22 protein-coding genes are annotated in these 25,500 nt (G+C 38.5%); 8 read left to right on the top strand and 14 right to left on the bottom strand.

What is annotated here, in order from left to right; translation table 11 throughout:
* Nucleotides 1-6: 6 nt before the first annotated feature.
* The 4 genes from B2X33_RS06315 to B2X33_RS06330 form a co-directional block, all read right to left on the bottom strand.
* Nucleotides 7-360: a hypothetical protein gene (locus B2X33_RS06315; protein WP_296668428.1), complete on the bottom strand. Its 354-nt coding sequence runs from the start codon at nucleotides 358-360 to the stop codon at nucleotides 7-9.
* A gap of 166 nt (nucleotides 361-526) precedes the next feature.
* Complete coding sequence (locus B2X33_RS06320) at nucleotides 527-877, bottom strand: hypothetical protein (RefSeq protein WP_296668430.1); 351 nt, start codon at nucleotides 875-877, stop codon at nucleotides 527-529.
* Nucleotides 878-894: 17 nt separating this feature from the next.
* Complete coding sequence (locus tag B2X33_RS06325; protein ID WP_296668432.1) at nucleotides 895-2,310, bottom strand: hypothetical protein; 1,416 nt, start codon at nucleotides 2,308-2,310, stop codon at nucleotides 895-897.
* Nucleotides 2,311-2,561: 251 nt separating this feature from the next.
* The gene (locus B2X33_RS06330; protein WP_296668434.1) at nucleotides 2,562-3,176 is read right to left on the bottom strand and encodes a hypothetical protein; all 615 of its coding nucleotides are present in this window, start codon (nucleotides 3,174-3,176) and stop codon (nucleotides 2,562-2,564) included.
* Between the two features lie 272 nt (nucleotides 3,177-3,448).
* Here B2X33_RS06330 and B2X33_RS06335 point away from each other — a divergent pair, with 272 nt between their 5' ends.
* From B2X33_RS06335 to B2X33_RS06345, 3 genes are all read left to right on the top strand, one after another.
* Complete coding sequence (locus tag B2X33_RS06335; RefSeq protein ID WP_288584696.1) at nucleotides 3,449-4,048, top strand: hypothetical protein; 600 nt, start codon at nucleotides 3,449-3,451, stop codon at nucleotides 4,046-4,048.
* Nucleotides 4,049-4,125: 77 nt separating this feature from the next.
* Nucleotides 4,126-4,494: a hypothetical protein gene (locus tag B2X33_RS06340; protein WP_296668437.1), complete on the top strand. Its 369-nt coding sequence runs from the start codon at nucleotides 4,126-4,128 to the stop codon at nucleotides 4,492-4,494.
* A gap of 85 nt (nucleotides 4,495-4,579) precedes the next feature.
* Nucleotides 4,580-5,362 (top strand): acyl-[acyl-carrier-protein] thioesterase, encoded by a 783-nt coding sequence (locus B2X33_RS06345; protein WP_296668439.1) that lies wholly within the window; start codon nucleotides 4,580-4,582, stop codon nucleotides 5,360-5,362.
* A gap of 171 nt (nucleotides 5,363-5,533) precedes the next feature.
* Here B2X33_RS06345 and B2X33_RS06350 read toward each other — a convergent pair whose 3' ends face one another.
* A complete protein-coding gene (locus tag B2X33_RS06350; protein ID WP_296668466.1) occupies nucleotides 5,534-5,926 on the bottom strand; it encodes an ArsR/SmtB family transcription factor in 393 nt (130 codons plus the stop codon).
* A gap of 482 nt (nucleotides 5,927-6,408) precedes the next feature.
* On the opposite strand from B2X33_RS06350, the gene B2X33_RS06355 reads away from it, so the two are divergent.
* The 3 genes from B2X33_RS06355 (at nucleotide 6,409) to B2X33_RS06365 (ending at nucleotide 12,157) form a co-directional block, all read left to right on the top strand.
* Complete coding sequence (locus B2X33_RS06355; RefSeq protein ID WP_296668441.1) at nucleotides 6,409-9,579, top strand: efflux RND transporter permease subunit; 3,171 nt, start codon at nucleotides 6,409-6,411, stop codon at nucleotides 9,577-9,579.
* 192 nt (nucleotides 9,580-9,771) lie between these two features.
* Nucleotides 9,772-10,596 carry an outer membrane lipoprotein-sorting protein gene (locus B2X33_RS06360; protein ID WP_296668443.1) on the top strand — a complete coding sequence of 275 codons (825 nt, stop codon included), beginning with the start codon at nucleotides 9,772-9,774 and terminating at the stop codon, nucleotides 10,594-10,596.
* Nucleotides 10,597-10,669: 73 nt separating this feature from the next.
* Nucleotides 10,670-12,157, top strand: coding sequence for a hypothetical protein (locus tag B2X33_RS06365; protein ID WP_296668444.1), 1,488 nt, complete (start codon nucleotides 10,670-10,672; stop codon nucleotides 12,155-12,157).
* A 188-nt stretch (nucleotides 12,158-12,345) separates the two neighbouring features.
* On the opposite strand, the gene efp is transcribed toward B2X33_RS06365, so the two are convergent.
* The 6 genes from efp to B2X33_RS06395 form a co-directional block, all read right to left on the bottom strand.
* A complete protein-coding gene (efp, locus tag B2X33_RS06370; RefSeq protein ID WP_078930679.1) occupies nucleotides 12,346-12,915 on the bottom strand; it encodes an elongation factor P in 570 nt (189 codons plus the stop codon).
* Between the two features lie 66 nt (nucleotides 12,916-12,981).
* Nucleotides 12,982-14,124 (bottom strand): elongation factor P maturation arginine rhamnosyltransferase EarP, encoded by a 1,143-nt coding sequence (earP, locus tag B2X33_RS06375; protein WP_296668447.1) that lies wholly within the window; start codon nucleotides 14,122-14,124, stop codon nucleotides 12,982-12,984.
* On the bottom strand, nucleotides 14,125-16,314 hold the full coding sequence (locus B2X33_RS06380; protein WP_296023957.1) for a lipase family protein: 2,190 nt from the start codon (nucleotides 16,312-16,314) through the stop codon (nucleotides 14,125-14,127).
* A gap of 20 nt (nucleotides 16,315-16,334) precedes the next feature.
* Nucleotides 16,335-17,618, bottom strand: coding sequence for a S1C family serine protease (locus tag B2X33_RS06385; RefSeq protein WP_296668449.1), 1,284 nt, complete (start codon nucleotides 17,616-17,618; stop codon nucleotides 16,335-16,337).
* A gap of 16 nt (nucleotides 17,619-17,634) precedes the next feature.
* Complete coding sequence (locus tag B2X33_RS06390; protein WP_296668451.1) at nucleotides 17,635-19,302, bottom strand: PEGA domain-containing protein; 1,668 nt, start codon at nucleotides 19,300-19,302, stop codon at nucleotides 17,635-17,637.
* 33 nt (nucleotides 19,303-19,335) lie between these two features.
* Nucleotides 19,336-19,998, bottom strand: coding sequence for a JAB domain-containing protein (locus tag B2X33_RS06395; RefSeq protein WP_296668454.1), 663 nt, complete (start codon nucleotides 19,996-19,998; stop codon nucleotides 19,336-19,338).
* Nucleotides 19,999-20,233: 235 nt separating this feature from the next.
* Between B2X33_RS06395 and B2X33_RS06400 the strand changes: the two genes are divergently transcribed.
* Nucleotides 20,234-22,393: a DEAD/DEAH box helicase gene (locus tag B2X33_RS06400; protein ID WP_296668457.1), complete on the top strand. Its 2,160-nt coding sequence runs from the start codon at nucleotides 20,234-20,236 to the stop codon at nucleotides 22,391-22,393.
* A 167-nt stretch (nucleotides 22,394-22,560) separates the two neighbouring features.
* Here the strand turns inward: B2X33_RS06400 and B2X33_RS06405 are convergent, their stop codons facing one another.
* The 3 genes from B2X33_RS06405 to B2X33_RS06415 all read right to left on the bottom strand — a co-directional run bounded on the left by B2X33_RS06405 (nucleotide 22,561) and on the right by B2X33_RS06415 (nucleotide 24,410).
* Nucleotides 22,561-23,325: a DUF4469 domain-containing protein gene (locus tag B2X33_RS06405; protein WP_296668459.1), complete on the bottom strand. Its 765-nt coding sequence runs from the start codon at nucleotides 23,323-23,325 to the stop codon at nucleotides 22,561-22,563.
* Nucleotides 23,326-23,533: 208 nt separating this feature from the next.
* Entirely contained in the window at nucleotides 23,534-24,079 is a 546-nt protein-coding gene (locus B2X33_RS06410) for an ImmA/IrrE family metallo-endopeptidase (RefSeq protein ID WP_296668461.1), read from the bottom strand.
* On the bottom strand, nucleotides 24,066-24,410 hold the full coding sequence (locus B2X33_RS06415; protein ID WP_296023946.1) for a helix-turn-helix domain-containing protein: 345 nt from the start codon (nucleotides 24,408-24,410) through the stop codon (nucleotides 24,066-24,068). The genes B2X33_RS06410 and B2X33_RS06415 overlap by 14 nt, the downstream gene beginning before the upstream one ends.
* A gap of 295 nt (nucleotides 24,411-24,705) precedes the next feature.
* On the opposite strand from B2X33_RS06415, the gene B2X33_RS06420 reads away from it, so the two are divergent.
* Nucleotides 24,706-25,500: restriction endonuclease (locus tag B2X33_RS06420; protein WP_296668463.1), on the top strand; the 795-nt coding region annotated here is incomplete at its 3' end.

A 25,500-nucleotide genomic window follows, 5' to 3' on the forward strand; every position in this document is an offset into this window, starting at 1 on the left:
AAAAATTTATGATTTTGGCCACTCTACCGTAACAGCGGTTTCGTATTTTCCATACTTAAAAATATAAATTTTTGTAGCAAAACCTGTTGGAATTGTATCCTCGTATTTTATGATGAGTTTGCTGTTTTCTTTATCATTATCTATAGAAATAATGGAAAAAGATTTTCTTTCCTCTGTAGATGAATTAAGCGTATGCAGTTCAAAACGAACATCGTTCTTGTTATATTTACCGTCATAATACAATATAAGTGTATTGTTTGTTGTAAAGTAAGCGTTTCCTGGCTCAAATTCTTCTATTTCGTAACAAGAGGTAAACAGAAAGAAAATTAGCAGACATAAAATGGTATAGTTTTTTTTCAATTTTGGCTCCCATAAAAAGTCAAGATTAAAACTTCATTTTTAATCTTGACTTTTTTAAGTTGTTTCGCAACGAATTGAGAAACAACCGAATACTCTTTGTTTATAGTTTTATAATGGAATTAATAAATTTGCGGGCATGAAAATTTTTCATAATCGTAAATGTGCCTTATTTTCTTTCTACCGAAACAATATCTTTAAGTCCTGCACCCATATAAACGTATAATTCTATAATCGAATCAGCAGGAATATCTCCTTTATATGATATAGTAAGATAACTGCTGAGCGGTTTGTTTAATATAGAACCTAATTCATGTTTTGTTTTCTTATTTGTCATGGGATCATAATGATATAACTCAAAATCTACACTATCATAATATCCGAAATAGTGCAGAATGATTTTGTTTCCAGATTCAAGATAACAGTTACTTGCTCTGAAAGAATCTTCCGTTGTATCGCAAGACATCAGTGAATATAAAGATATTAAATATATAATAAATAAACATAACCGTTTTTTCATAGTTGTTAGTCCTGAATTTATTGGTTAATCGTTAATATCGGAAACGTACTCTTTTGTTGAGGTGTTTTGTAAATTTCAAATTTTCCAAAATTTTTAGATTTATGACCGACGATAGGTAATGACAAATCAAAAGCACCTCCAAATTTTATACTAAACTTATTTGAAAAGAAACCGTCTATAGATCCATTAGTCTTTACATTAATTCCTGCTGATACTTGTTCTGTTACAGGAAGATTGATATTTATATTTCCTGCTGATACCCCAAGCCCCAAATAAGGAGTTAGCGCAAAATATGGGCTGACAGATGCTGTTATTGACAAACCATTTTTCTCTGAACTATTTGCAATTCCAGCAAAAAAAGCACATTCGGCGAGCGCATCGCAAGTTTTTGTATATGGTTCAAAATAGATTGAATATCTATATATCCATTTACGCCATACTTTGAACCATTTTACTCTTCGAGAGCCGTAATCTGCTCCGACGTTTACATTTGCTCCTGCAAGACCTGTGAATCCTGCATAAAGATAGTCTGAATTTACTTCGCCATTTATTGAATACGGAATGTCATAGTCCCCTCTTAGTCCATAAACAAATGGGACAGGCCCTATGCAGAAAGAACCGTTTATGTTGAAAATATTCTGTTCTCCTCCAATCAGTGAGGCTGAATATGCGTATTTGAGACATGTTCTTGCATAGGTAGAAAGCATTGTATATGCAGAAAGGTCTGCTTTGCAATTTGACCATGAAATTGTAAAGCGTCCGCCTAAATATAAATTGGTTTCAATATCTAACTCTGCAAATGTTAAGTTTCCTGCATTGGAATTTCCGATTCCTAATTTGTTATTTGTTATTTTTTTTGATAAAAAACCGATTTTGATTTTTTTACAGCTATTTACTTTGTTCTCTAGATTTTTTGTACTTGCTATATACTCATTATATGATGTTGCTAATTTATATCCTGCTTTTCCAGAGAATTCTATATCTTTCCAATTTGCAAAATTTGTTATTGTTTTAAAATTTTTTGTATCACCTATTGTATTAGAAAGTTCAATTGGTCTATAACTCAAGGAAGAAACACTTCTTGTTTCATTTGTGTCGGATTCTTCTTCATTTTCTGTTGCATTGATATAAACAGAAACTAAAGGAAGAATATCTGTAATATCTGTGCAGTTATAGTCTATTGCAGGACATACTTCTTTAAATGTGTCACTCATAAACATTCTGTTGAACGAAACAAGTTCGTATTCTGATAAAGTATTTGTAATAGCTAAAATTTCTTGAAACTCACTGTCTATCTCTAAGTTTAAGTTTTTTATGCAAAGTGGAACAAAATTTTCTTGAAGAAGTATTTTGTTCAGTGTAACAACTGCCTCTAGTTCTGAGGATACTGGTTCATACTTATTTATAATTTCAAGAGGAAGTGTTTCAATCAACTCGATAGCACTATAACCTGTGCTGAAATCTTCTTCTGTAAAATAAAAATTGACATCTGCTATTGAATCTTCAGTTTCGAGATCTGATTCATCTATGCTTCTTGCATTTTTATATGATGTATTGCCTTTTACTTTGTGATATGTTCCTGTTTTATTGTCAAGAACAAAATCTCCAGCCGAAAGACCTTTTACAACAGAGCGTGTAGAAGAATTGTTTTCATATTTACTTACGATAAATTGTCCGTCAGGATTTATTCCGAATAGACCTGCTGGATAAACGCCACGTGTGTATATTGTTCTGGTAAAATTGAAAACATGCTAGTGTATTGATTTTCTTGATTACTTATGAATGTAAGCCAAAGTGTTTTTTCAAGACCTGCTCTTTTTGTCAGTGGTTTTGAGTATGATACGTCTGCAAGTCCGTCTCCATTTAAGTCTGCGTTTTGATTTACTTCGAGATTAAATGATTTTTCAGTATTTTTTATTCCGTTTTGGGAGTATTCAACATAAGAAAAATTTATAGATTTTTCAGTTATATTATTAATGTATATGTATCCGTATAAAGCTTCGTTTTCGATATCTGTATAAATAATATCGTCTTTTGATACTTCATTTTTTGTAACTTTTCCTAATCGAGTTGCAATATAGATACCTTGTAAAAGCTGGCTGTTTGACAAATCTTTAGGATTGTAAAGAATTGAACCTCCCATATAGGCTTTTGTAGAAATTGAGCGATAGTTTATTTTATCACTTATATCGGAAATGTTGTTGGAATATGCTTTTTGTGTAGCAAAAGAGCAAGCTGTTTCTGTTAATACTAATAAAATGGCAGAAAAAACTGCCGTTACAATGATATTTTTTTTCATAACTTTCTCCTGTTAATTAAAAATATAATGAAAAGCGATATCTCTTAATCATCGCATTTGTAAAAATGTTTTTTTTGCTGAGTAAAAATTTGTTTCATAACTATGTTTTCATTTTTTAACTTCCTCCCTCTAAATGTCTTTATAACAGATTGTTAGATAAAGCGCAAGATTATGCTTTTATAATTAAATTAAGCTAATGTTTCTCTTGAAAAAAACAAAACGTTTAGATAAAATGTATCATTGTCTTGGAATATATCTGTTGGAGGATATTTATGAAATTCTTGAATAAATACAACTATATCTCTTTTGTATTGTTGTTTTTAGTTATCGTTGCTCAGTTTGTTCCTTTTACAAACTCTGCAAAACTTTACTCTGAAGTAGAAGATATGGGAAAAACATGGGCTGAGCTTCCTGTTGGAATTACAGGAAAAGATAAAAGTTCATGGCCGCCAGAGATTAAATACGGTGAATTTAAAGATTGGGAAAAATCTGTACAGGAAAAATATCCATTGTACGGCGAAAAAACAATTTCCCTCTTTACTTACGTTTGGGATCCTGCTGGCGCTCTTTACGGTCCAAAAGTAAACGCTTTTATTTTTGCTCAGGTTGCTTTTATTGCCTTCCTTTTGGCTACTTTCCTTATCAAAAACTTTATGGCTAAGGCTGTGTTTGCATTTATTCTTGGAATTGCCCACATCTGGGCTTTTGTTCAGATGTTTGTTTTGAAAGGAACTGGAGATCTTTCTCCTTATATGGTTGTTCCTGTATTTATGGCAGTAATTGCTGTTCTCGCAATTGCCGCTGGTGTTTACTTTATCCCTGAATACTTTAGAGAAAAGAAACACAACGAAGAGATCAGAAAATCACTCTAGTTTGTTATTTACGGCCCGGCTGTTTGTCCGGGTCTTTTTTTTCTTTGTGAAAAAATATTTTGTGCTAGAATTATAAAATGAATAAAAAAAATTCTTGGTTTGCAGCTTTTGTTGTTTTTCTTTTTTTTGTTTGCCAAACTGGAATTTTTGCACAAAAAAGCGGATATAAAATCGTTCAGGTTGAATTGCCCTGGGGAAAAACGGTTTTATATTCGACATTTTACTGTTTTAATGATTTGGAAACAGGAAGAAATCTTGCCGAAGAGCTCTACGGCGTTAAAAATCTTGATAAAATCTTAAAAGCCGGACGATTTAGAAAGTTGATGGCAATTCCTGTCGGTTCGGAACTTAGCGCATATAATTTTGCGATTATGACTTACAATAAGGAATTTTGGTTTTTTGAAAGCCGTGATGACGGCTGGCTGTGGGGAACTGGACGTTATTAGTTTTTTTCTATTTTTTTTGACACTTTTATAAGATTTGTCATTTTGATATACTTGATTGCAGTTTTACAAAAGTGGAGATAGAAAAATGGCAGATTTAATTCCTCAGAAAACAGAAAGCAGGCAGTATTTTAACGATGATTTGTCTTTTAACTGGGAAACAATGGTGTTTTTTAGCCAGTGCAATATAAATAAAAATTTAAGCCTTAACGAACTTTTAAAACTTACTTCAGATATTGCAGTTGAAGATTTTGCAAGACGCGGAATGAGCCGCGAAACTCTGGCAAAAAACGGAATTGCCATTCTTGTTTCGAGAGATTCATTTAGGATTCATAAATTTCCGAAAGAAAACCAGCGGATTGTTGTGCGCACTTGGGAAGAAAAAAGCGAAGCTTTGCAGTTTGTGCGCGCTGTTGAGATTGAAACTCTGGACGGTGAAAAGCTTGTTAGCGGAATAACAGCATGGCTTTTGGTTGACTTGAATAATCGCCGTATTTTGCCTATTAAAAAGTTTGATGAAATGGGATTGCGTACGCCGACCCTGAGAAAAACGGAGCACGACTGTCTTCCTTATGGAAAAATCCAGATTCCTGAAGACGCGGTGCTTTTGGACGAACGTTTTATAAGATATACGGATTTGGATGCAAACGGACACACAAACAATTCGAGGTATGCGGCTTTTGCGGTTGATGCTTTGCCTGCTGAATTTCAGGGAATTGAATTTAAAGATGTCAGAATAAACTTTGCTAAAGAGGCAATGCTTGGACAAAAAGTGCAGGTTTTTGGAAAAATTGACAGGGAAGCAAAGAAAATTATTCTGGTTGGAAAAACCGAAAGCGGTACTTCTTTTGAAGCCGAGCTTTTGTGGTAGTTTTTTGATTTACCTGTCTGTAAAAACGGATGGACAAGGGGCTGGAGTACCGCCGAAGGCGTTCCAAAAAGGTTTTTCTTTTTGGAATGGAGCGCTGCGACGCGGAAGTACGGAAGACCCGGTGGGGCTTGGATAAGCCCCATGGCCCCAAAAAAATTACTGATTCTAATTTTAAGGTGAATTTAGCATCCATGGAGCTTTTTCTTTTATGGATTCCATGTCTATGTTTTTTACGAGATTTAAAACTGTGTTTACCAAATTCATAATTTTGTCTAGCGCTTTGTAGATATAAATAAAATAGTAAACCTGAGTGCCTTTTTTGTGGCTGATTATCATGCCTGCGTCTTTTAAAATTTTAAGATGGTGCGAAATTGCCGGGCGTGAAAGGTTGATTTTTGCAGTTATATCTTGAACGTCCATGCCGTCTGTGCCGGATTCTGCGAGTATAAGGAGAATTTTTTGGCGTACAGGGTCGCTTAACGTTGTCAGGTAAGGAGTGCAGACTTCAAACTGGTCGCGGATAATGCTGATTTTTTGTTTAAATTCTGTTTCGTCGGTTTTCACCAAAATGTGTGCCTCTATTGGTTTATTTGTTTAATCGGTTAAGTTTATAAACGCTTTGACGAATTGTCAAGTTTTTGAGTTTCCTTTTGATTGTAAAAAAGTGTTTTATGATTAGTTTTTATAAAGAGAGTCAAAAAAGTGGAAAGAAAACGAAAAAAAAAGAAAAAAAAGGAAAATTGTGATTTTTTTTGGAACGCTGTTATTATAAAGTTTAGTTAATGTTGAAAAATTTTAAAGTTGATTTAGAGTTTATATTGAAGAGTTTCGTGGGCTTATTGAAGTTTTTATTGAAAAAATAATTTTTTTTTATTCAATGTTAAAAATAGTAAAAAAAAATATATTTTATTGACGTTTGAAATTAAAGAGATTATATTTTGTTTATGCGTTTAATTTCTTAAACTTATAAACAAAACTTAGCATATTGGCATAATTAAAAGCTGTGCTGAATTTATTGTGTATTTAACAGAAGGAGGATTTATTTAATGAATCGTTTATTTAAGCATCCATGGCTTATTATTGTAACAACTTTTCTTGTTACAGGTCTGCTTGCATTCCAGCTTAAAGATATTAAGATGGATAACTCGACCAGATTGTATTTTCCTCAAAAGCATGAATCTTATCAGCGTTTGATTGATTCGGAGGATCGGTTTGGAAGCACTGTTGTAATCGGAGTTTCTCTTGAAACAGATAAGGGAACAATTATTACTCCGGAGAATTTGCAGATTATTGACCATATTTCTACGGATGTGGAAAACCTTCCTTGGGTTGATAGAATTGATTCTCTTACAAAAATTGACTTTATTGAGGATGTTGACGGTGCCCTTACTGCTGGAAACATTATCAGTGCAGAGCGCGATGAAAACGGATACCTTCCTCTTTTGACTCAGGCTCAGGTAAATGATCTTAAACAAAATCTTACTGACTGGGACGAAATGTATACACGTTCGATTATTTCGGACGACAACAAAGCGGCTCAAATGCAGATTACGCTTGTTACAAACAATCACCCTGGCGAAATCGCATATTTGAGTTCTTTGTCTGCTTCTCAGGTTGATGCCCTTGCAAATGCCGGAATCAAGACTTTTGAGGAGTTTAAAAAGGCTCAGAAGACCGGAAAGCTTTCCTCTATTGAAGGTTTGTCTGAACAAGAGCTTGCTTCCCTTGCCGAAACTATAAATGAGGCTGCAAAAACTCAAATATCTGAATCTGACCTTGAGGCCGAAACTCTCGCTAAAGTAAAAGAGATTGCCCTTAAATATACAAAAGGCACAAATCTTAAAGTTATTTTCTTTGGCGATCCTGTTGTTTCTGAAAACTTTATGGATTACATGACTTCGGATTTGACGAACTTGATTCCGCTTGTTTCAATCGTTGTTCTTTTGACTTTGTTTGCAAGCCTTAAAACTTTGGACGGAACTCTTTTGCCGCTTGTTACTGTTTTGCTTGCGACTGCCTGTACTTGTGGTCTTATGGCTGTTTTTGGATTTACATTCACGATTGTTTCAAGTGTAATTCCTGTTGCTTTGATTGCCTGCGGTTCCGCGTACGGAATTCACGTCATGACGCATTATTATATCGCTCTTGACGAAGCAAAAGCTAACGGCGTTGAAATTACAAAAGAAAGTCACAAAGATATTATTTTGAAAGGTGTTGCTAGTTGCAGCACTGCGGTTTTTCTTGCTGCAATTACAACTGTAATCGGATTTATTTCTTTGATTTTGAGTCCTATGGGGCCGCTTCACAGTTTCTCAATCTTTACCGCAGTTGGAATCGCGCTTTCATGGATTTTTGCGGAAACATTTATTCCAGCAGTTTTGATGATAAAGCCTGTAAAAAGAATTGGCCAGAAATCAAAATTGATAATGAAACTTTCAAAAAAAGCAAAAAAGCACATTATTAAGCGCGGAAATGAACGCAAAGACACTTTATATAACATCTTCCTTTTCTTCTGCGGTTCGCGCCCAAGAATGTTTGTGTTTATGATTTTCCTTGTTGTGGTTTCTGTTTTTGGTGTGCGCAAGGTAAAAATCGAGTCTTCAATGATTAACTATTTCCCGCCGGATTCTCAGTTGCGTCAGGATATTGATTATGTTGACGAAAGATTTGCTGGAACAAACTTGATTTTTATGCTGGTTGACGGTCCGAAAGTTACTGATGAAAACGGAAACTTCCTTGATGAGAACGGAATCCCGGTTATGAACAAAGATGGAAAATTCCTCGATGTGAACGGGAATATCATCAAAAAATCTGATGGACGTCATTTTGCGCTTGTTGAAGGTTCTATGAAAGATCCTGATATTCTTGAGGCGGTTGACGGTCTTCAGGAAAACATTCAGAGCAAATTTCCATATATCGGAAAAATAGTTTCGTTCCCGACCTTAATCAAGCGAATGAACCAGGTTCTTCACGCTCCAAGCGCGGAGGCTGTCGCTGTTTCTTCTGGCTCTTCAAGCGGAGAGGCCGGCTCAGACGATTTCAATTCTGACTTTGACTTTGATTCCGGCTCGGATTTCGATTTTGATTCAGGTTCAGATTTTGGATTTGATACGAATTCCGATTTCGGCGGATTTGACGCTGCTGATTCTTCTGATGAAGATGAAATGCTTCCAGACTATGTTGACCCGAACGTTGAATATGTAAAAAAACTCAACAGCACTCTTACAGTTGATGAAGGATTTAAGCTTTTGACTTCTGCTTATGCAGAGGCGGGCGGAAAAAACGCTTCTCTTGACGATGTTGTAAAAGTTCTTGAGAAAAAATTGAATTACAAAGGAACGGATTATTACGAAATTCCTTTTGATGAGGCAAAATACGGCTACAAGCAGCATGCGGCTCTAAAAAACATTGTTGGAAACTTCCTTTCGATGCTTTCTGACAAGGAAACTTTGGGACGCTGGGCAAATGATCCTCAGAACGAAAATGTCTTGAACCCGAACAGATTGCGTGTTCAGCTTGTCTCTCGTTCTAATTCAAGCAGCGACATTGAAAAAGTAATCCGCGAATGTAATTCTTATGCAAAAAACCACTTCCCGGAAGGCTACACAATTTCGTTTACTGGAAAGGGGGAACTTGAAACTGTAATGACAGAAATGGTTTTCTCAAGCCAGATTCAGAGCTTGATAATCTCGCTTTTGAGCGTTTTCGTTGTGATTGCAATCTCGTTCCGTTCGGTTTTGGCAGGGCTTTTGGGAGCCGTTCCTCTTTCTCTTACAATTTTGCTCAACTACTGGACGATGGGAACTTTGGGAATTAGCCTTGACCTTGTTACTTCAATTATTGCTTCTGTTGCGGTCGGAATTGGAATTGACTACACGATTCACTTCCTTGAAACTTACAGAATGGAACGCGCAAAGACAACTGATGTTCATGCCGCTGCAAGACGCACATTTAAATCGAGCGGAAGCGGAATTTTGACGAATGCACTTGCCGTTGGTCTTGGATTCTTGGTTTTGTGCCTTTCAAGATTTATGGTTTTGCGCTATATTGGAATTTTGGTTGCAATCGTAATGTTTACAAGCTCAATGCTTGCAATGACAATTCTTCCGGGATTCTTGACAAACTTTGATCCGAAATTCTCTCGCCCAAAAGTGGAGCCGACAGAGGATTTGGGTGCTGCCGAAGATTTGATTGAAGAATCTGAAGAAAAAAAATAAAAACTAATCTGCAAGAATGCAGTAAATGGGAGTGTAAGATAAAAACAGACGAAAATGGCGTCTGTTTTTATCTTTACAAGTTTGCGTTGCAAACTTTTTTATAATCTGTTGTTTCTCACTTCGTTGCGAAACAACTTAAAAAGTCAATTCTAAAACTGAAGTTTTAATCTTGACTTTTTATGGGAGTAATCTATGAAAAAGAGTTTAAAAAAATCAATTTTGGCTTTGGCTGTTGCTATGGTTTCGGCAGTGGTTTTTGCTCAGGACGCGCGTTCAATAGTCGATGCGGCATTGAACATTAAAAAACCTGCATATAACCATTCTATTATCGAAATGGATCTTATCAACAAAGCCGGCAATATTGAAGAGCATCGTATTATTGATGAGCTTGGGCGCCACAACGAAAAAACAGACACTTCTGACGTTGTAATGAATTTTAAGGTCAGCAACAACAAGTCAAATCAGGGAATTAAATTCTTGCAGATGGAAAACAAAGGCAAGGACGATGACAAGTGGATTTATATGCCTTCGCTCAAAACTACTCGCCGTGTAAATTCTTCTGAAGGAAGCAAATCTTTTACAGGAACTGACGCAAGCTACGACGATATGTCTACACGCGATCTTGACGATGATACTCATGAACTTTTGGCAGAAGAAAACAAAAACGGTTATGACTGCTGGAAAATTAAATCAACTCCAACAGCGGCAACTGTTGCAAAAGCTCAGTATCAGTATCGCATTCAGTGGATTGACAAAAAAACAAACGTTCCTGTTTATGCAGAAATGTATGACAAAAAAGACGGAAGCCTTTTGAAGGTTTTGACGGTTGATTCTATTGAAAATATTCAGGGATATACGATTACTACTTCGACAACCCTCAAGAACGTAAAATCTGGACATTCGACAAGAATTGCAGCCCAGAAAAATCCAAAGAGTCCGAACGGCTACAATATCATTCTTGACAAACCGATTCCAGACAATGTATTTACACAGAACTATTTGAATACAGCGAAATAATTGACTTAACTCCGTTGCAGCGGTTTCTTTGGTCCTGTTGTGGCGGAGTTTTTTTTATTTATAGGAATAGTTTATGAAAAAAATAAAATTTATCGGGCTTTTTACAGCCGCACTTTTTGCAGCAAGTTTTGTTTTTGCTGACGATTTTGATTTTGGCGATGATTTTGGAGGCGACTTTGGCGGAGATTTTGGCGATTCTTCCGCTTCTTTTGCCGGCGGCGCCCTCGAAGTAAACGGAGAAGCGCAGATTGATTTTCGCGCTTATTTTGATGATGAAGATGAATATGGACTTCCTGTTGGCGAGTGGAAAACCGACACAAATCCAAAAGGCAAAATCAATTTAAAATACTCAAATTCGGCAGTTTCTGCGGAAGCAAAATTCGCATTCAGCAAGGACGTTCTTGAAAATTACAGGGAAGATGTAATTGACGAGCTTACGCTTGAATCTTATCTTGGAAATTTTGTTGTTCAGGCAGGAAAAATGAAGGTTGTCTGGGGAAAAGGCGACAAACTGCATGCTGTAGACAATTTTAACGCGAACGACTACACGGATTTTATAATTCCTGACTACATTGACAGAAGAATTGCAGAACCGATGATTCGTGTGCTTTATAATGTTCCAAAAGACGTCGGCCCTTTCTCTTCGAGCAGATTTGAACTGGTTTGGACTCCAACAATGACGGCCGACCGCTATGCTTCGGGCGGAAGATGGGTGCCGGCGCAGGTTGCAAGCTTGAAAAGTAAGCTGACTGGTTTTGCAGAAACTTATATTAAAAATGTCGCTGCAACATCTCAGCTTGCCGCTGTAAAAATGCTCAGCAATTCCTCTTCTCTTGCGGACAATCTTTATCCTGACACAAACCAGCTCAAATATATGCAGGCTGGCGCGCGGTTCACGACCACAACCGGCTCTCTTGACTGGGGCTTGAGCTACTACGTTGGAAGAAACAAGCGCGCTTCTTTTGACTACAGCAAAATTGGAAGTTTCGTTTCGACTTATCTTGAAACAGGCGACGCAGACGATGACGACAAATTTATCGACTACGACTTTTTGCAGGTTTTCGGTCTTGAGGCTGCAAAAACTTTCGGAGCGTACAATTTCCGCGCAGAGGCGGCTTACAATCTCACAAAAGACACTGCCGGAGACGACCCGACGATTCAGAACAACTCGATTGCGTGGGTTGCAGGTTTTGACCGCGACCTGCCAATCAGCGAGCTTAACGTGAATATTCAGGGGCAGGGCAGGCACATTCTTCATCACGATAAAATCGATGACAACGAGTATGACACAGAAAACGGAACATTCACAAACGACATTAAAATCGTCCTGAATATTTCTGACAGCTGGAATCATGGAAAAGTAAAGCCTGAGGTGAGCGCAGTTTACGGTTTTCAGCATTATGACTTGATTGTAATGCCGAAAATCACTTGGTATGTTTCTGACGGACTTGAGTTCTGTGCAAAAGGAATGTATATGGCAAGCTACAAGAGCGACAAGACCGAATTTGAAGGCTGGCACAACAACGGCTTTGTTCAGTTGGGAGCAAAATACACGTTCTAATTTTTCGGGCAAGGGAGATAGTAGTGGCAGCGGAGCTGGTGCGCAGCACCGAAGGCGCGCAAGACGCCGTAGCCACGAATAGCCCGGTTTTTTGCGCAGCAAAAAATGACCCAAAATTAAAATTTAAAAATAAAAAATCCCCGAAGCTAAATGGCTTTTGGGGATTTTTTTACGCAGTTGTTTTGAAATTAGTCCTTTGCGCGTTCTACGAATGAACCGTCGCGTGTATCGATTACAATGCGGTCGTCTGTGTTGCAGAACAGAGGAACTTTTACTTCCATTCCTGTGTCGAGAGTTGCAGGTTTTGTTGATTTTCCAGAAGTGTCGCCTTTTACGCCTGGCTCGCAGTATGTGATTGTGCGTGTTACGTTTACTGGGAGAACAACGCCAACTGGTTTGTCGTTGTAGTAAGTAACAGAAACTTCGTAGTCGTCATCTGGAGAGATGTAGCCGGCATTGTCGCCAAGATAATCTTTGTCCAGCATGATGTCATCGTAAGTTTCCTGATCCATAAAGTGATATTCGTTGCCATCGATGTAAGAAAGTTTTACAGTTTTTTTAACAAGATCAACTTCCTCAAATTTTTCACCGGCATCAAGACCAAGCTGCATTGTTGAGCCTGTTACGATATTCTGAACGCGGAGGTTTGTAACCATGCCCTGGCGTCCGCCTTTCTGTCCGAGAAGTTTCTGAACAATAAGAGGGCTGCCTTCATACATAAAAGCTGTTCCGACTCTGATTTCGTTTGTCATTAACATAATATGTTACCTCAAAAAAATAAACGTTTATTCTATAATATTAGTGCTTATTGGACTTTTTTTCAACTACTGCAAGGTTTCAAGAAAGTTGAGCAGGTTTTTGGCAAAGTTGCCGTTTTGAAAAAGATTTTCAGAAAAATTTTCAAAAAAAGCCGTTAACTCGCCTTGTGCTGCTTTTTGAAAAAAATCGTAAAGCGCATTTTCGTTCAATTTTGCATCTGGAGTGTTGTATTCATTCCAAAGAGTTGAAAGTTCGGTTTTTAAGTTTTTTCCGCAAACAAAGGGCAGCATTTTTTCTAAAAGGGCATTAACCTTTACAAGCTGGTAATTTTCGTCTTGAACGTATGCGTGCCAAAAAAAAGGTTTGCCGGAAAGACATGCCCTTGCAAGGCTTTCTTCGCCGCGGACAAAGTTAAAGTCGCTTGTGCAGAGAATTTTGTCCCATTCTTCCTGCGTTAAAAAAGGCAGTTGAACGAAATTCACCTTTTTTTCAGTCTGTTCCCAGGCTTTTTTTGCAAAAGGCAGGCTTTTTCCTGCGGCCGCAAGAACTTTTACGTTAAAGTCCGGATTTTTTTGTCTTTGTGTTTCCTGAATGCGGTTTAGAGAGTTAAAAATTTGAACAAACTCGCGTTCGTAAGAAAAAATTGTAACACAAAACTCATTTTTGTTTTTTGGAAGATTTTTCGATTCTTTTAAGGTTTTTAAAAACTGGCTGTCGATTAAAAGTCCTGCCGTTTTTTTTGTAAATCCCGGCATAAAAAACATTTTTTTTACATTTGGGCTTCTCGTATAGCACTTTAAAAGATGAAAGTCGTCGGCGTATTCTTCTGCTGTTAAGTATTCGATATTAAAAATATGGAAAATTTCTTTTACATTCTTGTCAAAAAGAATTTTTTCAAGCCAGTCTGGCCGTCCGCACTGAAAACATTCGAGAATAATTGGAAAAGGGTTTGAGCTGAATGTAAAATCTTCGCTTTGGTTCCAGTCTAAAATTTGCCATCTTGTGTTTTTGTAGTCGAAAAATTGAGATTTTTTGCCGGGCTCAATTTTTTTTGCCATTGAAGCAAAACTTTCCAATTCTGAACAGACGAGTGTAAGATTTAGAGAAGAATCGAGGTCGCTCAAGGCTTTTGCAAGCCTGTAGACAACTCCAATATCACCATAATTGTCTACAACCTTGCACAAAATCATTATATTTTTGTTTTGCATTTAAAATTTTATTCCAAAAGACAGGTTTGGAACTATTCGAATTTTTGAGCCTGTCCAAACCTGGCCTGTTGTTTTTAAGCGGTATGAATCGTCAAAGGCTGCATCGTTAAAGTCAGAAATGTGCATATCGAAATTAGCCGCCATAAACAATTGTGTCTTGTGGCGAGGTTTAAACGAAAGAGAAAATCTTACGGTAGGCACAACGTTGAATCGGTCATCTTTTTCTTCGATGTCGTCGGAATAAGCATAAAAAAGATTTGCAAAAATTTCTGTATCGAGAAGAATTTTGCTTACTAAAATGCTTTGATGTCCAATTCCCGGACTTGCCTCGAATGAGCGTCCTATTTTTGCGGCATTGTGTCCTAAAAGAAGCGAACCATATAATTTTGTTGAACCGGCATGGATTCCTGCGTTGAATGAACCGCTTGTTGAGGCAGAAAATTCCCCCATAAGCCTGAATTTTGAAACACTTTTTAGATTTCCCTTTTTACGGATTATATTTGCTTGCGGATTGCCGATTTTTTCAAAATCAATTTTTGTAAAGGCTGGGGTTAGAGTTTCTGAATTGCAGCTGTAAATTTTTGAGTTGTATGGATATAAAATTGTTTCTTCGGATTCTTCAATAAAAACTCCGGCTGCAGAATAATGCTGAACAGAAACTTTTAGCATTGTAGGAATTATGCTTTCCTTGCTTACCGCAATTTCGTAATTTCGATTTACTGGAAGTCCGAGTGCAACCTGCCCTTGAAGAAGAGAATTTGCCGCTAAGGGAAGCTCTACCTTTGAAAAATTAACTTTTCCGTCCAGAATAGTTGCTACAACCTTTCCGTCGCTATCAAAAACTGCATAGTCGCCGGCGCCTTTTAAGAGAAGAATGTCTGTTCCGACAGATGAATAAACATTTTCCTCATCTGTCGACATAATCCACGAAAGGTAAGTCTCCATTGCGTGCATATCGGCAAAGCAGTTGATTAAGTAATTTATATCAACATCAAAATTTTTATAGCACCATCGGGTTGCCGCCGCAAAAATTGCGCCTTGCTTTTCTGTCCTTGAATCAGATTTTTCTTCGACTTCATTTTCGGTTTTTGTTTCGTCTTTTTTTGGAAAAATTCTCCAGAATGCAGAAATTGCGCGGTCGTGAAGAGCCGTAATTCCATTGTAAAAAGTATAAACATTTTTGTTCAGCCTTGATAGAATTGAACTGCACTGAATCGGCAAAAACGGACCTGTCGTAAACGGACAGTAGTCGCGCAGCATAAATTTATTAAAGTATTTATTCATTGCTGGAATATATTCATCTTCGTATTTTTTGGGATCGGTATTCCAATTGTTTATTAAAACTTTTGTCTGACCGTATTTTTTGTATTTCCAGCTTTTGTAATTTGGCGGAACTGACGGAACAATATCTTCGGCATTTACAATGTTCCAGATAAAATCGTATTTTTTGTTATAAACGCTGTCATTTGTAGTAACATTTGGAGAAGCAAAAGTGTAGGTGTAGATGTAGTTTGTGTCAAAAAGCTCAGCGTCGCACAGTTGGGCGGAAAGAAGATTTGCAATTGCCGCTCCACGGGAGTGTCCTGTTATTAAAAGGCAGCTATCGTCTATGTCGATTTTATTTCTCAAAAGAAAGGCAATCAGCGCGTTTTCGACGAGTTTTGTGGTTTTCAAAAAACCTTCATGATATTCAGTTTCATTGCCAGTTTTGTCGGAAATGTTTACATTTGAAATCCATTCGTTTGCGTTGAGGGGAGTTCCGCGGATTACAATTATAATCAGATTTTTTTTTGAATTTGAACCGGTGATTTGTTTTGTCGCAAAACTAAAAGCCGCCTGGTCATTTCCCCAGACAGGATTGTCGTAATTGATAGAATAATGAAATTCAATCTGTTTTTCTGAAATTCCGAGGGCTTTGTAGCATTGAAGAATTAAATTTGAACTTTGCCCGATGTCGCTGTCTTCGTAAGAAACGGCGGAAAAAATTCCTGCAATACGCGCAATGTTATGGTTATAAAGGGTAGCAGGTTTTTCGCCGAACCATTTTTCATTCCAGTCTGCCGAAATCATTATTGGACTTTCTTCGATTGTAACAAGACTTTTTACTGGAAAAGAAATTCTTTCTGCTTGAGAAAGCGCCGCCATTGTAAAAATGGCGGCTGTGCTGAGAGTTCTTTTTATTAAATTCATTTTTTCTTTTTCCTTAAAATTTAAAGCGGTGTTCCATTGGGTTCTGAATCGGTGTCAATTCCATCGAGAACCAGTTTGATTTTTTCAAAATCGCCGTTGCGGAAAACAGTAACGGTTACTGTGTCATTCGGTTTTTTTGATTCAAGCGCGCTCGTATAATCTGCGTAAGTGCGAATGTTTATTCCGTCGATTCCGGTGATTATGTCGCCGCCAAGATAAATTGTAGATGAATTAAAGCGGCTTCCGTATTGAACAGGCTTTGTTCCGCCCAAAATTCCTGCTTTCTCTGCGCTGCTGCCTTCTTTTACCTGGCTTACGAGAATTCCGTAATTGATTTTTAAGCCTGCATATTGCGCAATGCTTGAAGTCATCTGAACCGGAGAGATTTGAATTGTTCCGCGCCGGACTTTTCCATATTTCAAAAGATCGTTTACAACGCGCTGCGCCGTGCTTACAGGAACTGCAAAGCCAATTCCGGCAGATGAGCCTGAATTTGAAATTATCATTGTGTTTATGCCGACCATTCTTCCTCTTGTGTCTAAAAGCGGTCCCCCGGAATTTCCTGGATTGATTGCTGCATCGGTCTGAATCATATTTCTGATAATTACATTCGCGCTTTCCTGAATAGGTCTTCCCAGTCCGGAAATTATTCCTGTTGTCATTGTTCGTTCAAGGGCAAACGGGTTGCCGATTGCAATAACTTTCTGTCCAACTTTTAATTCGCTTGAATCTCCAAAATCGATTGTCTTAAGCTTTATGTTTTCCGGCGGATCAAATTTTAAAACTGCAATGTCGCTTTCAATATCTTTTCCAATGACAGTTCCTGGATAACTAGTTCCGTCTGCGAGCGATATATTGATTTTGTTTGCCTTGCTGATTACATGCACGTTCGTAACTACATATCCGCGTTTGTCGATTATTGAGCCTGAGCCTGAGCCTCCGTCCTGAACGACAGGCTCTAAAAACCAGTTGATTCCCATAACCTGCGTTGTAATGTTTACGACGGCTTCATTGCATTTTTCGTAAACAAAAATATTCTGTTCTTCGTCCTGCGTGTATTGAGAAACTGTAGAAGCGGCCGGCGTTGCAATATTTTTTTGAGGCAAAACTTCTTCTACAAATTCTGCTTTTTCGGAATTCTGCTGACTTTGAACGTTCTCGGTTTGTGTCTGGCCTGTTTTTTCAGAATTTTCAGACTTTAAGTTTTTTTGAATTGCAAAAACTGCCGCGCTGGCAAAAACAGCGCCTGCAAGAATTCCTGTTAATGTGTTTTTTATCATCTGCTGTTTTGAATATAATTTCATCTTTCGCCTCCAGTTTTTATAAAAGTATGGAAATTCCGGCTTCTGTTTTAAAATAAGCTTGATTCTCAAAAATTTGCGCGTTTGAGAGCAAATTTAAATTTAGAGAATTTAATGCAATCTTGAAGTCGAATCCAATATCAACCGCCCTTAAAAATTCGATTGAATTTGAGCTTCTGCCGTCGTTTTCGAGGGCAGTTGTTCCAAAAGAAGAATTCATCGCGCTGTAAATTGCGAACGAAACTGTCCGGCCTTTTAATTGAAAGCAGACTCCGTTTCTTAATACTTTATCGTAATTGTTGTTTTTTGTGTTGAATGTAGAAGCTGCAAAAGTGAATTCTGATGAAATTCCTGCATAAAAGTTACTGAAGTCTAGTCCAAAAACAAGTCCGCCGCCAAGACCGCATCCGTTGTCCGCTCCGTAAGGCTCGAACGGTTTGTTTTTTGCTCCTCCAGCCCTTGCTAAAAATCCAAAATTCATATCAAAAGCAGTCTGTTTTTTTGAAGCAGTAAATTTCAAGGCTGAATTTATAAAAGGCGAAGCGCCTTCATGTCCTGCGTTTAACCCGGCTTTTGCTGAAAGTTCGACATTTTTTGAAAAAGAATAGGCAAAAAAAGTTGACAGCGGCGCGCAATAAAAATTTTTATTTTCAAAGGCGCAAATTACGCCGGCGTTTACACCGACACAGAATGTTTTTTCAGGAAAATTAAAGGCTGCCGGAAGAATTCCAATTCCAGAACCGCTTGCCGTAATTGAGGCTGAAGGAATTTTTATCGAGCTGTCTGCCGTAAAATCAACCGAAAATTTTTGTTCACCGGCTTCGAGTATTGCAGTGTAAGTTCCGTCTTGAATTTTTGTTCCGTTCTGTGCGCTTCCGTCCCAAATTACATTTTGACTCCAGGTTGTAAAACTAGGCAAGTTTCGGCTTATGACAGAATTTCCAAAAGAATCCTTTATTGTTAAAGTTCCGTTTCCGAACGCAGTAACTTCAAAATTGAATTTTATCTGGCCTGCAGAACCTTTTAACGCCGGATTAAATTGTTCCTTGTTTGCCCTAAAATTCGAAACCGAAAATTGTGCTTCCTGAAGGCGTATTGTGACTATTTGATATGAATTTCTTGGAACGTAGATAGATGAAGATTCGCTCTTATAGCCGAATTTTTTTGCAGAAACCGTGTGGCTTCCTTCTTCCAGCTGAACAATGCTGCCGCTGATTTTTGAGTTGTCAACATAAATTAAGGTTTCTGGTTGAACTGCAATAAAATTTACTGTTCCTTCATATTTTTCAAGTTCTACATAAAAAACGCGTTCTTCGCCCTGCGGAACATTTATTCTGTAGAATTTTGGTTTATAGCCTGTTTTTTTTACGCGCAGATTATAGCGGCCAGCCGGAAGGTTGTTTACCGTTAAATTTGTGTGTCCTTCAAAATTACCGTTCAAAAAGACTTCTGCGTTCGGGACGTTTGATTTAACCGTGATTTTTGTTTTTTCTTTCTCGATTGCAGATTTTCTGTCGGATTTTAATAATTCCGGATAAGTTGAATACGCCTCGTCAAATTCAAATTTTTGCTGGACGGATTTGTCCTCGACAAAAATTCCAGAAGAAGATTCATTTTCGTTAGAAAATAAAACGCCTGCCGAAATTATAAAAATTGCTAAAATAGCAGTAAATCTTTGCAATGACATAAATTAACTAAACCCTTATTATAATTTACCCGATTATTCATAGGTCGGCAACAGACCATGTTCAAGAAAACTAAAGTAACTGTTTTTTGTTATAATTATGTGGTCGAGCAGGGGAAGCCCTAAAATTTCAGAGCCTAAGCACAGTCTTTTTGTCGTTTCTATGTCATCGTCAGAAGGCTCTGCGTGTCCGCCCGGATGATTGTGAGTCAAAATAATTCCAGAAGCGTTTTCTTTGACAGCTTCTCCGAAAATTTCAGACGGCTTTAAAACAGCCATGTTTTTTCCGCCAATGCACAGGACTCTGATCGTAAGGATTTCTTTTGCGCCGTTCACAGTTACCATTACAAAATGCTCCGCTTTTTGCATTGCATAGTGCTTTATGAACGGAATTACGTCCTGCGGCTGATTGACAACTGCCTGCGGATTTCTGTTGCGGCGTTTTCCAAATTCCAATGCCGCCAGAATTGCCAGAGCTTTGCTTGTGCCGACTCCTTCGATTGATTGCAGTTTTTCAAGCCAGTTTTCCGGATTGTGAGAGCAGATGACTTTTAAAATTTCTTCCGACATATACTCGATGGGCATTTTTTTTGTTCCTGACCCCAAGATAAGCATTATTAGCTCTTTGTCGTTTGGATAGGAAAGTCCATTTTTTAATGTCAGCCGTCTTAAATCAATTGGTTCCTTTAAATTGTTCATACTATATATATTGACCTGAAAATCAATATTTACCGATTTTTGGTGAATTTTTTTAATAGATTTTATTTGAAAAAGATGAAAACGTTTGCGAATTTTTCAATTATCTTCTTGTAATTTCTACGTTTTTCTATTATGATTTGGCTTCACGGTGCAGAGGGCACTTTTATTTTAACTGCGATTTTTAGGCCTTTTAGTGTATTTTAGAGGCTTTTTTGTCGCCTTTGGGATACATTTTATGAAAGACTCAATTTTTGATGCCGAAAAAACGGCAGATTATGGTGTCAGCTCAGCTGACAAAGCTCAGAAACTTCCAGAAAACTTGGAAATTTCAGAAAACAAAAATGACGAAGAACAGTCGGAAGAAATTTCTTTTGAAGACTTAGGACTTGATCAAAGAATTCTGGAAGCAATCGAAAAAAAAGGTTTTAAAACTCCTTCGCCGATTCAAGTTCTGGCAATTCCACGCCTTTTGAACGGCGACACAAACCTTATAGCAAAAGCAAGAACTGGAACTGGAAAAACCGCGGCTTTCGGGCTGCCGATTGTTCAGAATATTCACGAAGAAAGCGACCACGTGCGCGCTCTTGTGCTAGAACCGACCCGCGAGCTTGCAATTCAGACTTGTTCAGAAATGCAGAGCTTTACTTCTGGAAAATTTCCGCGCGTTACCGTTTTGTACGGCGGCGCTTCATATTCAACTCAGATTAGAGATTTAAAGCGCGGAACTGAAATTGTCGTTGGAACTCCAGGCAGAATTAAAGACCATCTTGAGCGCGGAACTTTAAAGCTCGACAAAATCGATTATTTTATTCTCGACGAAGGCGACGAAATGCTCGACATGGGTTTTGTCGATGACATTAAGTCGATTTTTGCGCAGGCAAACCCGGACAGCCGGATTTTGCTTTTTAGCGCAACTATGCCAAAACCGATTCTTCAGATTGCAGAAGAATTTATGGGCGAATACGACATTGTTCAGGAAGAAGGTTTTGTAGAAGAGCCTCTTTTGATTGACCAGAAATATTGGGTTGTAAGCGAACGCGACAAGATTGAAGCTCTTGTCCGCCTTATCGACATTTCGCCTGATTTTTATGGACTTGTTTTTACAATGACAAAAAACGATGCCGACATGGTGAGCCGGATGCTCGACGAAAGAGGTTACGAAGCGGCCGCTTTGCACGGCGATGTGCCTCAGGGACAGCGTGAAAAAATTCTTGCAAGATTTAGAAATAAAAAAACTCGTATTTTGGTTGCAACCGATGTAGCTGCCAGAGGAATCGATATTTCTGGCTTGAGCCACGTTGTAAACTATTCTCTTCCGTTTGACGCTGCAACTTATGTTCATAGAATCGGACGAACTGGCCGTGCTGGAACTTCTGGAATTGCAGTTACTTTTGTTCGCCCGGAAGAAAGACGCAAGCTTGAATTTCTAAGAAAGCGAATTCGCGCTGCGGCAAAAGGCGAAATGAAAGAAGAGCAGGTTCCTTCAATCGAAAATGTTCTCGAAGTAAAAAGAAGCCGAATTCTTGAAGAACTGAAAGAAAAAATCGGTTTAAAGGCAAAAAAAGAATTTGCGCCGGAACAGAAAGAAAAGCAGTTTGAAAACGACGAGATTGTTGCTTTTCCAGCAGGCGTTGAATCCGAAAAATCATCAGAAGGCGAAGAGCCTTCCTCTCAAAACGGCCAGATTTCTAATGAAAATAGCGAGCTGGACGAAACAAGAGAAGAATTTGTTCCTCAGCTTAAAAAAGTTGAAGACTTGTACAAAAAAATGGCAGAAGACTTGTGCGCAAACCAGAATGCAGCCGAAGTTCTTGCCGCTGTTTTGCAGGTTAATTACGGAAAGTCGCTCGACGAAAGCCATTATGGAAAAGTACAGAGCCAGAAAGGCGGAAGTTTTGCTTCTAATCCAGACCAAAAACGAATTTATGTTCAGCTCGGAAAAAGAGATGGCTATAATGCCCGCGCAATTGCCGAATATTTTAGCGATTTGTTAAATATTCCTGGACGCATGGTTGACAGGATCGACGTAAGCCAGAATTTCTCTCTTTTGAGCTTGCCAACAGGAAATGCGCTTCGTGCTCTTGAGCTTTCTAAAAGCCGCGCAAACTTGCCTCATATGCATCTTGATTCAAAAGAGGATGATAATTTTGGCGGAAGACGCCGCAGAGGCGGACGCGACAATGCCGAACGTTTTGAAGGACGCGGACGGCGTGGTTTTGGCTCAAGTCGTTATGATGTAGCCAAAAAAGACGGAGAAAGACGCGCTCAAGGACGAAGCCGCCGTGCAAATGACGGTTTTAAAAGCGAACACGGACGCGCCCGCGTGCACACTTCAACCCAACGAAACGGGGCAAGTGCTTACAAAAAATCAAACAAAAAAGCAGAAAGATTCTAAAAATTCCGTTGAATGGCTGCGGAAATATTGATTTTTCAAATTCAAGGAGATGGCCAAAAAGAATCTTTTACGTCATTTTCGGACTAAATCTGAAAATCTAAATGTCATTGTCGTATCAAGTGCGGCAATGACATTTAGAACTTATTAGCCAGCCCCTTGGAAAAGACTTATGCAATCGAAACAGTTTCTACAAAAACACCTGTTCGCACAGTTTTGTTTATGCGTGTGCCTGAGCCGTATGCAGTCTTAATAATTAAACGGTAATTTCCTGCCGTGACGCTGTCTGGAATGTTGAACAGAATCTTTGTGTTTGTGTTGTCAACAATGTTTTCCATTCCCAGTGAAATCCATGAAGATGGATCAGGATCATAGATCCCTTCTTCCGTACATGAAGCAAGATACAGGCCGGTTTTTGCTTCATTGCCGGCAATCTTTAAGCGTTTGCCGGTAATGCGTGCAGAATAACCGATAGAAAGCTCTGTGCCGCTTTTTCTTGTGTGGATGTTGTACAAGGCAGAAAGAAGAGGCTCGTTTGTTGTGGAAATATCGGCACCTGCAGTTACATCTTTTACTGCTTCAATGGCAATATCGCTTGGAGTAAAAGAAAGCGTCATTTTAGGAATATCCTCAATATCCGGAGTTTCCGAGTCAATGCTTCCGTTTGGCTTGATATAGAGAACTCCCATTTCAAGAAGATCTACAGCTTTTCCGCTTTTAAGAAGCTCCAAAATGGCGTTTCTAAAAAGCCCTGCAGAATAGAGCAAAGTTTCCCTGTCCAGAACTTTGTTATGTTCAAGGATTTTTGAAACAATGTTTCCAATAAAAGCCGTGTTTCGTTTTACCTTTGCAAAAGAAACATTCTTGTCTGAAAGTGTGAGCGTGTGCATAGTAACGTTCACTGTATCTGATAGTTTATTTGATTTATCGTCCATATATATTACCTATAAAATTGAGATTTTTACAGAGCATAAAGCGCTGTTTTTGAAATATTGACCCCGGCGGTCATGCGTGATACTATAAAAACAACGAATTTATAAGTGTTCACGCATTTATACAAGCTGTAGATTTATTGGCGTAAATTTGCAGCTTTTTTTTATCTTTCCGCACCGGATAAAGCAGAAAGACTTTCAATGTCTGTTTTCAGTTTTCTCCCTCCATTGCAAGTTCTAATAATTCTCTTTCATACTGAGTATAACGGCTGTCCGAAAACCTAAGCCACTTTTGATAACGGCTAAAGGCATTTTCTGCAAGCGAGACTGTTACCCAAAATTTATCCATCAGTTCATGCAGATATTCAAAATTGAAATGATGGATAAGCGGAGCCGGTGCAAGAAAATAGCACGCAAAGAAATTTGCCTCCGCTTCATTCTCTTCATCATGAATAAGATGGCGCAGCCGAATATGGCCAATTTCATGAAAAATTGTTGAACGGATACGGGCTTTGTCTTTTGACGGATTGTAAAAAATCTCATAGTGGTTGTCGATTTTTGCCACTATTCCATCTTCGCTTGCTCTTATAACGCATGCAAGCGCCTGCTCAGTAAACCGATTGTATGATTTCAATGCGATTTTAAGCTGATTGCAGACATCTTTAGCATTTACAGGAAATTTTGTAATATGCAGCTCCTTGTACAGTTCTACAACTTCTTCTTTGATTTCCTCGTACCGTTCGTCAGAAAGTCTCAATATCATCCTCCGATGAGTCAGAAAGAAGAGCGGTTATAATCTCTTTCTTTTGCTCGTTTGTTAAAAGTTTTGAATTGCGGGCCAAAAGGAGCTTTATCCGTGGAAATTCCGTTGAAAAATCGGATTCATCTTCTTTTCCGAGAATTTCATCAACGGTTACTCCAAGCACATTCGCAATTTTTACTAGAACTTTTGGTCCTGGCTCTCTTGCATTGCCCAGATAACGCGACACAGAAGCCTCTGTAGATTCGATAGCCTGCGCAAACTCCTTTTGATTTAAATTTTTTGCCTTCATTAGGCGGGCGATTCTTTCGCCCATTGACTCTGCCATTGCCATTGCCCCCTTTTGTTCTTACCATAATGATAATTCAGCTTTCCAGACAAGTCAAGTGTTTTGGAAAGAAAAATTACCAAAATTGTAATTTTTTTTTATTGGAGACAGGTTGTCTCAAGGGACGCGAGATAGTCTGCAACACTAAACGGAGATAGTTTGTAACGCAACGGAGAGAAAGCGCTCTCTTTATGGAAATCTTAGGAAACCTGGCAAGGTTCTGTCATAGGTTCATTAAAAAACTTTAAAAATATGGTATAGTAAAAAAAATCTGTTGCAGAAACTGGAGAAAAATATGGCTTTGTCATTTGACGACATTATAAATAAATACCGGGAGAACTCGACTTCCGAAAGAAACAAGGGAGACAAGTTTGAACGGCTCATGCAGGCCTATCTTTTGACAAAACCTGCCTACAGCCACTTATTGACAGATGTCTGGCTATGGACAGACTTTCCTTATAAAAAGCAGTTTGGAACTGGCGGCAAGGACACTGGCATAGACCTTGTTTGCCGCACCCACGACGGAGACTACTGGGCTGTCCAGTGCAAATGCTATGCGGCCGGTAAGAAAGTAGACAAAGCAATGGTAGACTCTTTTGTTTCTACTTCTTCCTTTGAATTTGAAACTAAAGACGGCAAGAAAACATTCTCTTTTAAGATTTGGATTGATACTACTTACGACGGATTCAATGCGGAGGCGCAGAATGTGGTCCAGCGGCTTGGTATTCGCCGTATAGGTTTAATCGACCTGAAAAATGACGATGTAGACTGGGAAGCTTTGGATTCTGGAAAAAAAGGAACAGAAGCAGCCGTAAAAAAATACGGCCTTCGTCCGCACCAAAAGAAAGCGTTCGACGCTACGACCAGATATTTTGCAGACCACGAGCGGGGAAAACTCATCATGGCTTGCGGAACCGGCAAGACTTTTACTTCTTTAAGGATTGCGGAGGCCCTTGCAACAGAAAGCCATCTGGTTCTGTTCCTGGTTCCTTCAATTGCGCTTTTAAGCCAGACGTTAAAAGAATGGTCGGCTCAATGCAAGAGCAATATTTATCCTATCTGCATTTGCTCTGACAGCCACGCGGCCGAC

Source organism: Treponema sp. UBA785 (genome assembly GCF_002297065.1).
Classification (GTDB): Bacteria; Spirochaetota; Spirochaetia; order Treponematales; family Treponemataceae; genus Treponema_D.

Coding starts and splice junctions, on each gene's coding strand:
- B2X33_RS06365 (WP_296668444.1), top strand. CDS start 10,670: ATGAAAAAAATAAAATTTATCGGGCTTTTTACAGCCGCACTTTTTGCA.
- B2X33_RS06345 (WP_296668439.1), top strand. CDS start 4,580: ATGGCAGATTTAATTCCTCAGAAAACAGAAAGCAGGCAGTATTTTAAC.
- B2X33_RS06380 (WP_296023957.1), bottom strand. CDS start 16,314: ATGAATTTAATAAAAAGAACTCTCAGCACAGCCGCCATTTTTACAATG.
- B2X33_RS06385 (WP_296668449.1), bottom strand. CDS start 17,618: ATGAAATTATATTCAAAACAGCAGATGATAAAAAACACATTAACAGGA.
- B2X33_RS06330 (WP_296668434.1), bottom strand. CDS start 3,176: ATGAAAAAAAATATCATTGTAACGGCAGTTTTTTCTGCCATTTTATTA.
- B2X33_RS06400 (WP_296668457.1), top strand. CDS start 20,234: ATGAAAGACTCAATTTTTGATGCCGAAAAAACGGCAGATTATGGTGTC.
- B2X33_RS06405 (WP_296668459.1), bottom strand. CDS start 23,325: ATGGACGATAAATCAAATAAACTATCAGATACAGTGAACGTTACTATG.
- B2X33_RS06395 (WP_296668454.1), bottom strand. CDS start 19,998: ATGAACAATTTAAAGGAACCAATTGATTTAAGACGGCTGACATTAAAA.
- efp (WP_078930679.1), bottom strand. CDS start 12,915: ATGTTAATGACAAACGAAATCAGAGTCGGAACAGCTTTTATGTATGAA.
- B2X33_RS06335 (WP_288584696.1), top strand. CDS start 3,449: ATGAAATTCTTGAATAAATACAACTATATCTCTTTTGTATTGTTGTTT.
- B2X33_RS06390 (WP_296668451.1), bottom strand. CDS start 19,302: ATGTCATTGCAAAGATTTACTGCTATTTTAGCAATTTTTATAATTTCG.
- B2X33_RS06340 (WP_296668437.1), top strand. CDS start 4,126: ATGAATAAAAAAAATTCTTGGTTTGCAGCTTTTGTTGTTTTTCTTTTT.
- B2X33_RS06320 (WP_296668430.1), bottom strand. CDS start 877: ATGAAAAAACGGTTATGTTTATTTATTATATATTTAATATCTTTATAT.
- B2X33_RS06415 (WP_296023946.1), bottom strand. CDS start 24,410: ATGGCAGAGTCAATGGGCGAAAGAATCGCCCGCCTAATGAAGGCAAAA.
- B2X33_RS06355 (WP_296668441.1), top strand. CDS start 6,409: ATGAATCGTTTATTTAAGCATCCATGGCTTATTATTGTAACAACTTTT.
- earP (WP_296668447.1), bottom strand. CDS start 14,124: ATGCAAAACAAAAATATAATGATTTTGTGCAAGGTTGTAGACAATTAT.
- B2X33_RS06360 (WP_296668443.1), top strand. CDS start 9,772: ATGAAAAAGAGTTTAAAAAAATCAATTTTGGCTTTGGCTGTTGCTATG.